Genomic DNA, 15,744 nt, shown 5'->3' on the forward strand with positions numbered 1-15,744 from the left:
CGATTGCACAGAGGTCCCGGCCACCATAGCCCAGCAAGGCCCGCCCCGCTACTCGTTCACCAGGCGCTGAAGCAGGCCGGCATCATGCCGGGCCAAGGTCCGTAGCAGCTGCTCGACCACCGTTCGGTCCGGCGCGTCCAAGTGGAAGTGATGCCCACCGGGGTGCCATGACACCCTGGCTTGGCTGGGCAATGCTGCCTGGCGCTGCGCGAAAGCACCGCCCGCAAATGCCCCCTGCCTGCCCAGCATCAGGTACAGCGGGCAGCGGATTTCCCTGAGCAGGTCGCACGCCTCGCGCTCGGTCAGTGGCATCGGTTCGGGCAGCACCAGCCGGGGGTCATGACGCCAGCAGTAGCCATCGGCCAACTGCAGCAGGTCACGCATGGCCAGCAACCGTGCGGCGTCCTCGGCCAGTTCGGCATCGATGCGCTTGCGCCGCTGCTGCAGGGCGGTTTCCAGATCGTCGAAACGGTTCCCGGCGCTGTCGGCAAAGCCGTGCAACCGGCTGCGTTGCACCATGCGCTTGAGCCGATAGGCACGGGCCAGGTGCTGCACGCGATCATTCTCGGCAACCGTGAACGGCGCCCCCATGCCGTCGAGGAAGGTCATGCTGGCGATGCCACTGGTCATGGCGGCCAGCAGCGAGGCGATGCCGGTACCCATCCCGTGGGCAAGCACATGAAACCGCGCCAGCCCCAGGCTGTCGGCCACCGCCAGCATATCCTCGGCATGCTCCCACACGTAGTAACCGCTGTCATGGCGCCGGTGATCGGAGCGGCCGTGACCGACCAGGTCAGGGGCGACCACGAAGCAACCCTCGAGCAACGGGCCCAGCCGCTCGAACGAGGCGGCATTGTCCAACCAGCCGTGCAACGCCAGCACCGGTATCCCGTCTTCGGCGCCCCACGTGCGTACCGCTATTTCGATACCGTCGAGGTCAAGCAGGTGATCCTTGGGACTGCATAGCGAACGCATTGCACTCTCCTTCGCTGAACACTGGCGCCATGCCTTCACCCCACCATCTCGCAGCGTGGCCTGCCTTGCTGGCCTCTTACCGACCCATGCATGCACGAGACCGACCCTTGCGGGCAACTATCTACCGCACGGCCGTTTCGCCAGCGGTGTCGACTACCGCCTCCACAGATACGAGGCTCATGCCATGCACAACGCGATTGCCCTGCACCACGACCTGATCACCGAGGCCCTGCCCCCATGGGCCCGCACCCTGCATCCCACGCACGCCAGAGGCATCGTGCAACGCGCACGCGCGCCCTACATGGACGAGAATGGCGCGCCTTACAGCTGGTATGCGACCGCGTTGCCAGCGCATCGTGAGCAGTTGCGCACGCTCATCAGGCACCGTGACACCTGCATTACCCAACTGAGCAACGCACTTGTCGGTTTCAATGACATCACTGCGTTCTGCAGCCCGCTGCTGAGCCGCCGGCTGGGGCTCAACGTGGCCGTGGACAAGGCCCAGTACAACTTTCAGCCCTTCGAGACGGTCATCAATTACGGGCCGGGCCCCGGCAGCCTGGACGTACCCTGGGATGGGCAACTGCAGGTAGAGGCCTTCGTCACCCGCCCCGTAGGCCCTCGCCAACCCCGCAGCTTGCTCGAAGCCGCCCTGCACAACTTCGAAAGCGCCCAACAAGTCGGGCCTTACAGCGATCTGACCCGCGCGCCCGATGACGACACGCCGCTGGCCGGTTTGTCCGCGGTGCAATTCGCGGGGCACTGCCGGGATCTTAACCTTGGCCAGCAATACCAGGACCACCTGCAGGCTATCTATGAGGGCCCGCTCAAGGGGCAGATCAGTCAGCTGTCGATGCGGGCCAGCCAGGAAGAACTGCGCGTGCAGGCCTACATCGCCTGGCTCAAAGGCCTGCTGAGCGCAGAAGGCCTTGCCGCGATCAGCGAGCTGTGCAATGGCGTACCTCACCCCGTTTACGACGGCCATCCCCTGCACAGTTGGCGTTTGAGCCTGCTCGACGTTCCGTTGCACGAGCTGCTGTTCATCGGCGCCGATACGCCAGGTGCAATCACCCCCTGCATCGTCTACCTCCCAGGCGACAGCGAGCACCCAGTGCGCGAATACCCCTCCCGTCAGGCTGCTGCCAAGTATTTCCGACAGCGCCTGGTGCACAGCACCTTCCGCCAAACCGTGATCGGGCTCGCCTATAGGCGCGATCAGCCCAGGCTGGCGGGCAGGCTGCGAGACGCACTGTTCGAGACCGATGAGCAAGGCAGGCAACGGCCACGCACCTCGCCCAACCTCCACGTCGTGCCAGCGCAAACACGAGCCGAGTTGTGGCCCACCCTTTACCGTGCCCACCTCGACCGCCTCAAGGCCGACGCCAGGGTCCTGGCGGTCCCCACAGCCGATGTCGACGCCGAGGTCCATCAGAGACACCTGCGGTACTGGCTGGAGATAGGCATGAACGTGCTGAACATCGCCGCGTTCTTCGTGCCCGGCCTGAACGCGGTAATGACCGGCGTGTTCGCTTATCAACTGATGGATTCGGTATTCACCGGTTTCGAGGCCTGGGAAGAAGGTGATACCGCGCAAGCACTGGCCCAGGTTGAATCGTTGGCCATCAATGCTGCCGCGATCGCAGGTTTTGCCGGCGCCGCCAAGGCCATCAAAGCGTCAGGTTTCGTCGATGCCATGCAAGCGGTATGGCATGAAGACCGTCTGCAACTGTGGCACCCGGACATGGGCCCCTATGCCAGCCCGGTCACGCTGCCAACAGAAGGCCAGCCCGATGCGATCGGGCATTACGAGCTCGAGGGCAAACGCTACGTCGTGCTGGAAGGCACGGCCTACGAGACGTTCCAGGGCCCCGACCAGCAATGGCGCATCCGCCACCCCAGCGCCCCAGCCGCCTACGCGCCACTGCTACACCACCAGGGTGACGGGCGCTGGCTACTGGCCCACGAGCAGCCTGTGCAATGGGACGATACGCAGGTGCTGCAGCGCCTTGGCCTCACCAGCCGGGGGCTCGACAGCGGCGAGCTGATCACGGCGATGCGCAGTACCGGTGCAGACGCCAGTGTGCTGCGCCGCATGCATGCCAAAGGGCTGCGCCCCCCGGCCTTGCTGGAAGACATGCTGCTGCGCCTACGCCTGGACAACGAGGTGCAGAGCCTGATCCACCGTGTGCGCAACGGCCTTTCAATGGCTGCCCACAAGAACTTCGCACTGCCGGAACTGCTGCGCTTGCCAGGTTGGCCGCAAGATCACGTGCTGAAGGTATTCACCGGCCCCGAACCTTGGGGCGATGCGCTGCGCTATGGCGCGCCCGACACCCCTGGCCAGGTGGAAATCAGCTTGACCCGCACGGACCTGGAGAATGGTCAATTGGGCCACGCCGTCGTCGCACAGCTGGACGAGCGACACGTGCGTGCCATGCTCGGCGACCTGCCCTTGCAGCAGTGGGGCTCGGCCCTGAACGCCAGACTGGGCGAACAGCTGCAAAGCCAGCGCGAGGCGATTTACCACAGTATGCTGAACTACCATGCCCAGCCAGCCAGTGAAGCGGCACAACCATTGCGCAGGCAATTCCCCGGTGTGCCAGCCAGTGCCCTGGAAGAGATCGTCCAGGCGGCCAGCCATACCGAACGTGCACGCCTGGCAACCGGACGTGTGCCGTTACGCTTAGCCGAAGAAGCGCGGCAGTTGCAAGCCCGCACCCGGCTGGACCGCGCCATCATCGGTCTGTACCGCCCGCACCTGGCCAACAGCGATAGCCAGCGGTTGATCGAAGGCCTGCGTAGCCAGCATCCGCAGGCAAGCGCCGCGCAACTGCTTGAACTGGCCCTCGCCAACCGCGAACACTGCGCTGCGCTGATTGGCCAGCAGCCAATCAAGCCTGGCTATCGTTCACCTTTGCGCCTTGCCGCCGGCCGTATTGGCTACCCGCTCAGTGGCCGCGGCGCCGGGCGCGCGGTGCAACGTCTGACCGCGCTCTTTACTGAACTCGACCAAAGAGCGCTCAGGGCGCTGCAGTCCGAACTCGCAGAGGCGGGCAACCTGGGTACACAGATCAGCCGGCTGGAAGCCGAGCAACGGACCTTGCGCCAGGACCTGAGCAGATGGGTCGATGACGCGTCTGGCCTGGACGATCGCTTCGACCGTTCCCACTTCGCCGAGAAGCTGCTCGCCGCCTGGAGCCGCGAAGGTGGCGCCAGCCGGGACACCTTGAGGCTGGACCGCATGCGGTTGCGCACCCTGCCAGCACTGGTGGCACGACTGCCCCATGTCCGCACCCTGGTGCTGGATGGGCTGGAGCTCGAGCGCCTGGAAGGCGGCTTCCTGTCATGCTTCCCTGGCCTGCGCGCACTGGAGGTGAGCGGCAACCCGGACATAGACGCCGAGGGGTTGTTCCAGGCGCTGCAGTCGGCCCCTGGCCTAGAAACGCTCCAGCTCACCGGCAATGCTTTGCCAGCCCTCTCGCCACGGGCCCATGAGGCGTTGGCCGCCATGCCCGGCCTGCGCGAGCTCAACCTGCGCAGGAACCGTCTGCAACTGGACGCTGCCAGCATCGCCTTGCTGGCTGGCCTTCGCCTGGATGTGCTGGACCTTGGAAATAATGCCATTACCCTCGACCAAACCCTGGCCTCGGCTTTCCAGGCCATGGTTCATCCCCAGCAACTGATGCTGGATTTCAACACCCTGGGTCTCGCCCCCGACGTCAGCTACATGGGCCGCCTGCGCACCCTGAGCCTGAACAATTGCGGCTTGCAGCAATGGCCCGAGGGGTTGACCCAGCTGATGAGCCAGCATCAGTACCAACTGCGTCACCTGGACCTGTCCATGAACCGCATTCGCACCCTGCCCAACCTCGCAGACATTCTACGCACCCCATTCGCCCGGGATGTCGCTGCGCAATTACCCGAACGGCGCTGGCACCTCAATTACAACAGGCTTGAAGCGCAAACCCGTGCGCAACTGCGTGCCAGCGGCGTCCGGGTTTTCGAGCACGCACCCGACATGCCTGAATGGCAATCCCTGTGGCGCAGTACCGCCTCCACACATCAGGACCAGCTTTGGAGCGATCTGTTCGACCAAGGCGAAAACGGTGAGCTGCTGGGGATTCTCGAACGCCTGGTACAGTCAGCCGAAGCGCGGCACGAGCCAGATCACCTACGCAGCAGGCTCTGGGCCCTGCTGGAGAAAGCCGGCCGGGACACGGCGCTGCGCGAACGCCTTGCCGACGTCGCCCGTGCGTACCCGCCGACCTGCGGTGATGCCGGTGCCGATGCCTTCAGTGCACTGGAGATCGAAGTGCTGGCCCACGAGGCCGCAGGCCACAGCAGTGACCAGGCCAAGACCTTGCTCGCGCTCTACCGCAAGCTTTACCGCCGGGAGCTGGTCAATGAACTGGCCGACCGCATCAGCCTGAGAAGGACATTACGCAAGCAGGCGCTGCAAAATGGTGTGTTCGATACGGATCTGCCCCGCTACGATTCACTGGATGATCCGGCGGCCTTTCCTGACGTCGACCTCGAAAGGGGGCTGGTCGACGATATCGAAGTCCGCCTTGCTTTGCGCCAATCCCTTGCAACGCGGCTGGGCTTCCCTGAACCCAGCCGCGGCATGCTCTACCGGGACACGGCCAGGATCAACAGCACCATCATCGACAGGGTGCACAGCGCTGTGCTTGCCCAGGACGCCGTAACCGACAGGCGCCTGGTATGGATAGTCGGGCAGGCAGGCTGGGTGCACTACCTCAAGCGTCACAATGGCGAAGCCTTCAGCCTGCTCACCGATTTCTGGAGGGTGGGCCACGACTACCTGTTCCATTGCCTGGACGACAGCTATGAGCCAGTCACCCGTCTGGACGCCTCGGTGCTGCAAGCCCTGGTGCCTGTGCTGCCGCACAACCCGCTGGATGAAAGCGGCCTGCTGCGGCGTGTGCCGATCAATGAGGGCCAATTCGACCGAGCCATGCGCGCCTTGAACGAGGAGCAGCAAAAGGTCGAGCATGGCCTGTTGCTCAGCCTCACCCGGCAGGCCGAAACCCTCGCCGGCTAAGCCGTGCTCATTGGCCGCGCAGGTCTTCGAAGAACGCCTGCCGGCCATCCACCTGGCTCGAAGCCCGTGGCGCCGCGGCCGCTTCGCCGCTGGCCGCCTCGACGTGCCAATAGCAGTGCTTGGCGGCGCGCGTGACCGCCACATAGGCCAAGCGCTGTACCTCTTCCTTTTGCGCGGTGTCGAACGGCTGGGCATCACCGGCACGGCCAAGGCCAGCCTGGCGATATACCTGGTTCTTGTATGGCGAGCTGGTCAGGTACTGGCAATCGCCGAGCATGAACACGGCATCGGCCTGCAGCCCCTTGGCGCTGTGGTAGGTCAGCTGGCGAAGACGACGCTGTTCGGGCGGCAATGCCGCTTCGTCTTGCAGCACGCCGGCCAGGTGCTCGCTCATCAAGGCTTTGTCGGCGCCCTTGCGGTACAGCATCATCACCGATTCGCCACGCTGGTAATGTTCGATCAGCGTCTGGCCAAGCACCGCTTCGTCACGTTCGCACACCTTCACCGGCGATACCGGCAACTCGGCGGCAGGGCCCGCGGCCCGGGCCTTCTTGCCGGTGATCGATGGCGCGCCCTTGACCAGATGCTCGGCAGCCTCGATGACCAGTTGCTGAGAGCGATAATTGTCGACCAGCATCACCCGCGTGTTGGCCGGCGACGGGAACGCCTTGGTGAACTCCATGAAGTACTTTGGCGAACTGCCACGCCAGCCATAGATGGACTGCCAATCGTCACCCACGCATAGCAGAGAAGAAGACTGGGCGTTGCGCCCCGTGTGCATGGCCGGTCCGCGGCGGCGGATCTCCGCCAGGCTGGCACGCAGCCAGCTGACGATCTGCGGCGAAACGTCCTGGAACTCGTCGATCATCAGATGCGCCAAGGGCCTGAGCAACGGGTCTGGCAACAGGTGCAGGTTTTCCGGATTGTTCTCACCGAACAGGGCGAACATGCGGTTGTAGCTCATCACCGGCGGCGACTGGTCGAGCAGGTGCGACTCGAGGGCCTTCCAGTACAGTGCCAGCGCCTCGAAGAACAATGCGTCGCTGTCGCCGGAGGGGAAACGCATCGCCGCCACCGCAGTGCTGACCTCAAGGCCGAGGTTTTCGATGAAGTTGGCAGCACCGACAAAGGCATCGAGCAACGGCGCCGGGGCCAGCTCGCCCTTGACCTTGTACTCGAACCCGGGGCCCGCGACCGCGTCGCCTGCCAGCGAGGCGGCCAGGCGCCGGGCCATCGCATAGTTGTCCAGCCAGATCAGCGGCCGGTCGCAGAACGCCTGCAGCAACGTGCGCTTGACCGCCCATTCGGCACGTACACCAAGCTTGGCACCCGGGCGCTGGTACTGTGCACTTTCCGACGGGTCGAACCCAAGCACCACCCAGGCATCCAGGCCTTCCAGGCGGCCATGCACATGGAAACGGCTGCCCCGGATGTCGACCGTTTCACGGCACGGCTCGATACCCTTGATCGGCCACACGCCCGCCGCGAACCACAGGTCCTCGATCACGTCGCACAGCTCTTCGTCACGCTGGGCAGCCAGCTGCGTCACCTGCACGCGTTTCTGCACGTCGGGGTGGTCCGGGTCCAGCGGTTTGAGCTGCAGGGCTTCACGCCGCAGGGTCGCGATGATTTCTGCAAAGCGCGGGCTTTCGGTGAGCAGGTCGCGATAGCACAGATTGAGCTGCTGGCGCTGGGCGTCGTTCAGGCGCAGGTCGAACAGGTTGCTCTCGGCCTCCGCCTCACGCCCCGCTGGCATGTCGTTGCCCAGGGTCTCGAATGCACGCACCAGGCCAAAGCCCGGCAGGCTGCGGACCAGCGGCAGGATGCGTGAGTGGAAGGTACGTACCAGCTCGCGGGCACGCGCCGGCGGTAGGTCCAGCTGCCACAGCGAGAACACCTGCACCAGGCGCTTGATGAAATCCTTGCGAGACTCACGGGTGAAGGTGACGACCGTCATCGCGTCCAGCTCGTAGCCCAGGTAATGGCGCAGCAGCAGGATGCGCAACACCAGCGACGTAGACTTGCCGGCCCCTGCCCCAGCCACCACGCAGGTGGAGGGCGTGTCGCTGAAGATCAGCTTCCACTGGGCGGCACTGGGCTGCGCCTGAGCGGGCAACCGCTGGGCTACATCGGCCTTGAAGCGCTTTTTCAGCTCGGTGGTCAGCGGCAGGCGCCAGTCGTCGAACAACAGGTCATCCCGGCCAGGTACTGCGGCGCTATCAGGGCGCGAATCGCGAATCACCAGCACCTGGCGACCCGCCTCATAACCTTCCACCCGCCCACGCTCGAAACCTTCGCGTACGCCATCAGCGTGACCGCTGCGCTGGCCGGTGGCATGGCCCAGAAACCAGGAGTCACGGTGTTGCGCCTGCAAGCGGCTCAGGCCACGGCCCAAAAGCCGTGCAGCCAGGCGGCGCAGCCAGGGCAATTGTGCGGGCGGGGTCAGGTCGGCAGGGGCCTGGGGTTGCTCGTGGGCCACGGTCACTCCGTTGAAAATCGAAACACCGTGCATGTTCGCCGCATCGGCAAGAAATCGCCAGCGAATGCTTGCAGATCAGTGGATTAGGCGATGAACCGCACAAATCACATCGGCCTAATCTATCCAGTTAAACGATCATAATCAGCCGATATTTACGCTTATTTTCGATCTTTCTTTCAAGCATCATGGCCCCATTCCACCCATTCAAGGAGCACGATCATGCTGCAACTGCGACCTTTCGAAGGCCTTGGCCATGCCAACCACGGCTGGCTCGATGCCCGTCACCACTTCTCGTTCGCCGAGTACCACGACCCGGCGCGCATGCACTGGGGCAACCTGCGAGTCTGGAACGATGACCTGATCGCCGCCGGCAGCGGGTTCCCACCGCACCCACACCGCGACATGGAAATCATCACCTATGTGCGTGAAGGCGCCATCACTCACCAGGACAGCCTGGGCAACAAAGGCCGCACCGAAGCCGGCGATGTCCAGGTCATGAGCGCCGGTACAGGCATCGTGCACAGCGAGTACAACCTGGAAGACATCGATACCCGTATTTTCCAGATCTGGATCGTGCCGGAACGCGTCGGCGAGGCGCCGTCATGGGGCACTCGGCCATTCCCCAAAGGCGAGCGCGCCGAAGGCTTCGTGACCTTGGCCAGCGGCCGTGCGGGGGATGAAGAAAGCCTGCAAATCCGCACCGATGCGCGCCTGGTGGCGGCAACCCTGCGGGCAGGCGAAACGGCCGAGTATCGCTTTGACACCGGGCGCAGAGGGTATCTGGTGCCGGCCAAGGGCCTGATCGAGGTCAATGGGCTGCGGGCCAAGGGCCGCGATGGGGTTGCGATCGAGCAGGAAGAAGTGCTGCGAGTGACCGCCATCGAGGACAGTGAAATCGTGCTGGTCGATGTGGCTTGAACAAGCAGGGCCGCGCTGCGGCCCTGCTTCACAGGTCAATCAGGCGATCGCGGCATCAACCAGTTGCTGCGCCTCGGCCACCAGGCGTTGCAGGTGCGCCTGATCGATGAAGCTCTCGGCGTAGATCTTGTAGATGTCCTCGGTGCCGGATGGCCGCGCGGCAAACCAGCCGTTGGCGGTCATCACCTTCAGGCCACCGATGGCCTGGCCATTGCCTGGCGCGTGGCTGAGGATCTGCTCGATGAGTTCCCCGGCCAGTTCGGTCGACTTGACCTGCTCCGGCGCCAACTTGCTCAGCAACGCCTTCTGCCGAGCGTCGGCCTTGGCTTCCACGCGGGTAGCGAACGGGGTGCCCAGCGCCGCGGTAAGGTCGGCATAGGCCTGGCTCGGGTTACGCCCGGTACGTGCCGTCATCTCGGCGGCCAACAGCGCCGGAATCAAGCCATCCTTGTCGGTAGCCCAGACCGTGCCGTCCATGCGCAGGAAGGAAGCGCCGGCGCTTTCTTCGCCACCAAAGCCCAACGAGCCGTCGAACAGCCCCTGGGCAAAGTACTTGAAGCCCACCGGCACTTCATACAACTCACGGCCCAGGCGCGCGGTAACGCGGTCGATCAGGCCGCTGGACACGACCGTCTTGCCCACGGCTGCATCGCTGCGCCATTGCGGGCGGTGGCGGTACAGGTAGTCGATGGCCACGGCCAGGTAGTTGTTCGGCTGCAACAGGCCATCGGCGGTGACGATGCCATGGCGGTCGTGGTCCGGGTCGCAGGCGAAGGCCACATCGAAGCGCTCGCGCAGGCCGATCAGCCCTTGCATGGCGTGCGGCGAGGAAGGGTCCATGCGGATCTGCCCGTCCCAGTCCACGGTCATGAAGCGGAAGGTCGGATCCACCTCGGTATTGACCACTTCCAGGTTGAGTTTGTAGTGCTCGGCGATCGCCGACCAGTAGCGCACCCCTGCCCCACCCAGCGGGTCAACGCCCAGACGCAGATTGGCGCTGCGGATGACGTCGAAGTCGATGACGTTCGCCAGGTCGGCCACGTAATGGCTGACATAGTCGTGGCGCTGGGTGGTCGGGGCCTGAAGGGCCTGCCCATGGTCCATGCGCTTGACGCCGGCCAGGCCTGCGGCCAGCAATTCGTTGGCCTTGGCCTCGACCCACTTGGTCACATCGCTGTCAGCCGGGCCACCGTTGGGCGGGTTGTATTTGAAGCCGCCGCTTTGCGGGGGGTTGTGCGAGGGGGTGATGACGATACCATCGGCCAGCCCGCCATCACGGCCGCGGTTGTAACACAGGATGGCGTGGGACACCGCTGGCGTCGGGGTGTATTCATCGTCCTTGGACAGCATCACCTGCACGCCGTTGGCGGCCAGCACTTCCAGAGCACTGGCGGCTGCCGGCGCGGACAACGCGTGGGTATCGGCACCGATGAACAATGGGCCGTCGATGCCCTTTTCCTGGCGGTACAGGCAGATGGCCTGGGTGATGGCCAGGACGTGGTCTTCGTTGAAGCTCAGGTCGAACGAGCTGCCCCGGTGGCCCGAGGTGCCGAAGGCCACGCGCTGGGCCGCTACGGCAGCGTCGGGGCGGCCGGTGTAATAAGCGGTGAGCAGGCGGGGGATATCGACCAGCACGCTGGCCGGAGCCGGCTTGCCTGCCAAAGGACTGAGCGTCATGCAGAAACCTCGAGTTCAACGGATGTTGGGGTTGGAACACGCAGTGTACTGGGAGTTGCAACGAGGTGCGAAGGCCTTGCCGAGGATTATTCGCGGGTTATCTGCCACCAGCCAGGGAACATCTGCTGCACGCGCGGCTCGACGAAGCGCTGGTCGATCAACACCAATACACCGCGGTCCTGATCGCCGCGAATGACCCGGCCCGCAGCCTGGATCACCTTGCGCACCCCGGGGTACAGGTAGACGTAGTCGAAGCCAGCGCCGAACTGACGCCCCAGACGCTGCTTGAACTGTTCGTTGACCGGGTTGACCTGGGGTAAGCCGAGGGTGGCCACGAAGGCACCGATCAACCGGCTACCCGGCAGGTCGACACCTTCGCCAAAGGCACCGCCCAGCACGGCAAAGCCGACACCCTGGCCGTCTGCGGCAAAGCGCGCGAGGAAGTCCTGGCGTGCGGCTTCGTCCATGCCTGGTGCCTGAGCCCAGGCCGAAATCGCCGGGTGTCGCTCGGCCAGCAGCGCATGCACCTGCTGCAGGTATTCGAAACTGCTGAAGAACGCCAGGTAGTTGCCGGGCTGGCGCTGGTATTGCTCGGCGATCAGCGCAACGATCGGTGCCAGCGAGGCCTGACGTTCGTGATAACGGGTAGAGACCTGGCTGGCGATGCGCACTTCGAGCTGCTCGGCGCGAAACGGCGCGGCCACTTCAAGCCATGCTGTATCCGCTGGCATGCCGAGCAGGTCAGTGTAGAAATGCCGCGGGCTGAGCGTGGCCGAGAACAACGTCACACTGCGCGCAGCCTGCATGCGCGGGCCGAGCAGCTTGGCGGGCGTTACGTTGCGCAGGCACAAGGTGGCCAGGCGTCGCTGGCGCGGGCCAGCGCGCAGACTCACGTCGAACAGAAAATGCTCATCGAACAGCTCGGCGACCCGGCTGAACTGCAGCGCCTGGAAATAGAACTGCAGGATGTGTGCATCCACGTCCACGGGCGACTCGTTCAACCGCTCCTGGATCAGCCCGATGCACTGCTGCAGCGAACGCACAAAGGCGTCCGGCAACTGCTCGGTGGCCAGATAAGGCGCTCGCTGCGCCTTGTACACGGCATTCCATTGGCGGTTCAAGCGGTCCAGCGCGCTGGCCAGCCCTGGCGGTTTGCGCTGACGCAACGCCAGCAACTGCCCCTGGTCGAGGCTGGCGCTGTACATGCCACGGCCACGCTCCACCAGGTTATGCGCCTCGTCGACCAGCACCGCTACGCGCCATTGGTTGGCTTGGGTCAGGCCGAACAACAGGGCGTGAGCGTCGAAATAATAGTTGTAGTCGGCCACCAGGACATCGACCCAGCGCGCCATTTCCTGCCCCAGGTAGTACGGGCAAACCTGATGTTCCAGGGCCACTTCGCGCAGGTTTGCGCGGTCCAGCAACGGCAACCGGGCTGCAGCCTCCCGCGCCGCCGGCAGGCGGTCGTAGAAGCCTCTGGCCAATGGGCAGGCCTCGCCATGGCAGGCCTTGTCGGGGTGCTCGCAGGCCTTGTCCCGGGCGATCAGCTCCAGTGTACGCAGCGCGGGCTGCGGCGTAGCCTGGGTGATCTGTTGCAGGGCATCCAGCGCCAGGGCGCGGCCAGGGGTCTTGGCGGTGAGGAAAAACACTTTGTCCAGTTGTTGCGGCACCATGGCCTTGAGCAACGGGAACAGCGTGCCGAGGGTCTTGCCGATACCGGTGCTGGCCTGGGCCATCAGGCAGCGCCCGGTGCTGACCGCCTTGTACAGGGTTTCGGCCAGTTGCCGCTGGCCTTGGCGAAACTGCGGGTAAGGAAAGCCCAGGCTCTGCAGGCCGCGGTCACGCTCGGCCAGGCGCTGCGTTTGCGCCTGGGCCCAGGCCAGAAAACACTGGCATTGGGTTTCGAAAAAAGCATGCAGCTCGGCGGCGCGGTAATGCTCGCTGATCAAGGTCTGGCCGTCGTTGTCCACGTTCAGGTAAACCAGCGCCACCTCGATGGCGGGCAGCTGCCGTGCCTGGCACAGCAACCAGGCGTAGACCTTGGCCTGGGCCCAGTGCAGTTGGCGATGATTGGCCGGTTGCCGGGCCAGGTCACCACGGTAGGTCTTGATCTCTTCAAGCCGGTTTGCGGCGGGGTCATAACCGTCGGCGCGACCGCGCACCTGCAAGCCCTGATACGCACCCTCAAGTGCGACCTCCGCCTCATAGCCGGCGGCCCGCCTGGCCACGACCCGGCGATGGCCCTCCATACCCTCCTGGGCAGTGGGCGACGGTGTGAAGCGCAGGTCGAGATCACCGGCCTTGGCAGTGAACTCACACAAAGCCCGCACCGCCACGCGGTAGTTCATGGCTCTTCGCTCCAGCGCACATGGCAGACCGCGACCGGCAGGCCGTGTTCGGCGCAGAATTCCAGCCACCGCAACTGGTTGTCCTGCAGACGGTCGCCAGGCCCTTTGACCTCGACCATGCGGTAACGCCCCTGCTCCGGCCAGAACTGGATCAGGTCAGGCATGCCGGTACGGTTGTTGCGGATGTCCTGCAGCAAGCGCAGGAAACACTGCTTGAGGTGCTCCGCCGGGAGGCAAGCCAATGCCTGTACGAGCAAAGCATGGCTGAGCATCTGCCAGAACACGAACGGCGATTGCAGCCCTTGCTTGGCGGCATAGCAGTCGAGGATGGCCTGCTGATGCGAGCCGTCGTCGAGCCGGCCCAGGCACGCATCGAACTGAGCGGCGCGGCGCAGTTGGAAGTCGCAGTCATGCAGGTCTTGCGGTGCAGCCTGAAAGGGGTTGAAGAACGCGCCGGGAATCGGGGCAAAGATCGCATCCCAGCACAACAACCCGAACAGGCTGGTGAGCAGCGTGTTCTCCACGTAGTGAACCTGCCCGCCTGCTTGGGCCAGGTGCTGGCGAACCGCCTCCTCGACACCCAACGGAGCCTGTTCGCGCGGCAGTTCGAGCTCGATCACCGGCGCGGGTGTAACACGTCGACGGCGCTGCGCCGGCCCGCCCAGCTTGCGCACCAGGCGCGGCACCATGCGCTGTAGCGCCTGCACTTCCAGGGCATTGGCAGGCGCTTGAGCCAGCTGCAATGCCAGGGCATGCGCGTCTTGCCAGCGCTCGCTGCGCTCCAGCACGCGCACCTGGCGGATGCGCGCTTGGGCATGGCTGCTCTGGGCATACACCGTCAGTGCCAGCTCCCAGTCGCCAAGGCGCTCGCACTGCTGGCCCAAGGCAAACAGCAAGCGCGCGTGACGCCGGGCCAGCCACGGGTTGTCGCTGCCCCAGCCCACCAATGCCTCAAGGATCGACGCAGGCGCCTCACCCAGCTCCAAGCGCTCGGCGCACCGGTGCAAGGCCATGGCCAGGTCGACGTCGCTGCGCTGCTGCAAGGCCCGCGAGCCGGGGCTGAATGGCACGTGCTCGAAACGCAGCACGCCCAGGTCGGCCAGGACAAAATCAGACCAGTCCTGGTACAGGTTGCCGAAGAACAGCAGACGCATGCGATCGCACAGCGGCTGCAGGCACCACTGCACGATGCGCACCGGTGCACTGGCGAACCAGTCGGACAGTGGCCTGGGCGCCAGCGCCAAGGCTTGCAGTTGCGCGAGCAGATCGCTTTTGGCCGCACGCGGTCGGCTCAGCAGGCCGGCAAAACCGCTGGCCAGCTCTTCCTTGCGCAGCAAGGCGAACAATTGCTCCAGGCTCAACTGTTCGGGTTCGCGCACCCAGCCCAGCGCCTGCAGGGGCTGCAAGGCCACAGACGAATCGCCGATCTCGGCATAATCCAGCCGGTCGCTGCGAAACAGCTCGCCCTTGCGCATCACCATGCGCACAAGCAGGGCCTGGGCTGGCTCCTCGAGCCTGGCAAAAGCTTGGATGAACGCCAGCTCCTGGGTATCGAGCAGGTCGGCATAACGGTGTTCGACCCACAGCAGTACCTGGCGGAAGTTATGCAGGTAATAGAGCGGGTCGTCGACGGAATGGGCGATCACAGGGCGGGGTCGGGCAGCAGGAACGGACACTGTTTATACATACAGATAACGCTTGCTGGCAAGCCCCGTGGGTCAGGTCGGCCAGCGCCCGACGAATGGTGCGCGGGCCACCTCAGAGCGTCATGACCATCTCATGCCAGGCCATGCCGCCGTGGTCCGAGGGCGATGGCTTCACGTAGTGATACCCCATCTTGCGGTACAGCTCGACATGCTGCTGCTTGCACATCAGGTGGATGGTGCGCTTGTGCAGCGCGGTCATCCGCTGCACGAAGGTGTCCATCAGCAGCTTCGCGTAGCCTTTGCCCTGATGAGCCGGATCCACCACAACGGACATGATCACCACGTTGGCGGCCGCCGGGTCGTGGCCTACCAGCTCCTTGAAGGCCTCATCGGACATCACCACGTCGTGGGCGCAGCCACTGTTGATGAAGCCAACGACAAGGCCGTCGACCTCAAGCAGGAGAAACCCCTCTGGGTACTGCGCGATGCGGGTGCGGATCTTTTCGAGGGTCGCGGCCTCATCGCCCTCGTACGCGCCGATTTCGATCTCGTAGCAGCGTTCGGCATCCTGTGGAACAGGTTGACGGAAATGTGGGGTGCCCATGCAGATGCTCCTGAGTGTGAACGAACAGGGCGCCA

The 15,744-nt window shown here is 64.6% G+C and carries 8 protein-coding genes; 2 read left to right on the forward strand and 6 right to left on the reverse strand.

Annotation, left to right across the window (positions count from 1 at the left end; all coding sequences use genetic code 11):
• Window positions 1-48: 48 nt before the first annotated feature.
• On the reverse strand, window positions 49-975 hold the full coding sequence (locus ACIPZC_RS09800) for an alpha/beta fold hydrolase (RefSeq protein ID WP_400626519.1): 927 nt from the start codon (window positions 973-975) through the stop codon (window positions 49-51).
• A gap of 184 nt (window positions 976-1,159) precedes the next feature.
• Between ACIPZC_RS09800 and ACIPZC_RS09805 the strand changes: the two genes are divergently transcribed.
• The gene (locus ACIPZC_RS09805) at window positions 1,160-6,037 is read left to right on the forward strand and encodes an NEL-type E3 ubiquitin ligase domain-containing protein (protein WP_400626521.1); all 4,878 of its coding nucleotides are present in this window, start codon (window positions 1,160-1,162) and stop codon (window positions 6,035-6,037) included.
• Between the two features lie 7 nt (window positions 6,038-6,044).
• Here ACIPZC_RS09805 and ACIPZC_RS09810 read toward each other — a convergent pair whose 3' ends face one another.
• The gene (locus ACIPZC_RS09810; RefSeq protein ID WP_400626523.1) at window positions 6,045-8,549 is read right to left on the reverse strand and encodes a UvrD-helicase domain-containing protein; all 2,505 of its coding nucleotides are present in this window, start codon (window positions 8,547-8,549) and stop codon (window positions 6,045-6,047) included.
• 186 nt (window positions 8,550-8,735) lie between these two features.
• Here ACIPZC_RS09810 and ACIPZC_RS09815 point away from each other — a divergent pair, with 186 nt between their 5' ends.
• Window positions 8,736-9,434 (forward strand): pirin family protein, encoded by a 699-nt coding sequence (locus ACIPZC_RS09815; RefSeq protein WP_400626525.1) that lies wholly within the window; start codon window positions 8,736-8,738, stop codon window positions 9,432-9,434.
• A gap of 39 nt (window positions 9,435-9,473) precedes the next feature.
• Here the strand turns inward: ACIPZC_RS09815 and pgm are convergent, their stop codons facing one another.
• The 4 genes from pgm to ACIPZC_RS09835 form a co-directional block, all read right to left on the reverse strand.
• Window positions 9,474-11,111 (reverse strand): phosphoglucomutase (alpha-D-glucose-1,6-bisphosphate-dependent), encoded by a 1,638-nt coding sequence (gene pgm / locus ACIPZC_RS09820; protein ID WP_400626527.1) that lies wholly within the window; start codon window positions 11,109-11,111, stop codon window positions 9,474-9,476.
• Window positions 11,112-11,197: 86 nt separating this feature from the next.
• Complete coding sequence (locus ACIPZC_RS09825; protein WP_400626529.1) at window positions 11,198-13,459, reverse strand: ATP-dependent DNA helicase; 2,262 nt, start codon at window positions 13,457-13,459, stop codon at window positions 11,198-11,200.
• Window positions 13,456-15,105: a VRR-NUC domain-containing protein gene (locus tag ACIPZC_RS09830; protein ID WP_400626531.1), complete on the reverse strand. Its 1,650-nt coding sequence runs from the start codon at window positions 15,103-15,105 to the stop codon at window positions 13,456-13,458. Before ACIPZC_RS09830 ends, ACIPZC_RS09825 begins: the two co-directional genes overlap by 4 nt.
• 112 nt (window positions 15,106-15,217) lie before the next feature.
• Window positions 15,218-15,709 (reverse strand): GNAT family N-acetyltransferase, encoded by a 492-nt coding sequence (locus tag ACIPZC_RS09835; protein ID WP_349975690.1) that lies wholly within the window; start codon window positions 15,707-15,709, stop codon window positions 15,218-15,220.
• Between the last annotated feature and the right edge of the window lie 35 nt (window positions 15,710-15,744).

The organism is Pseudomonas sp. NPDC089743 (assembly GCF_044748785.1).
Taxonomy (GTDB): Bacteria; Pseudomonadota; Gammaproteobacteria; order Pseudomonadales; family Pseudomonadaceae; genus Aquipseudomonas; species Aquipseudomonas putida_X.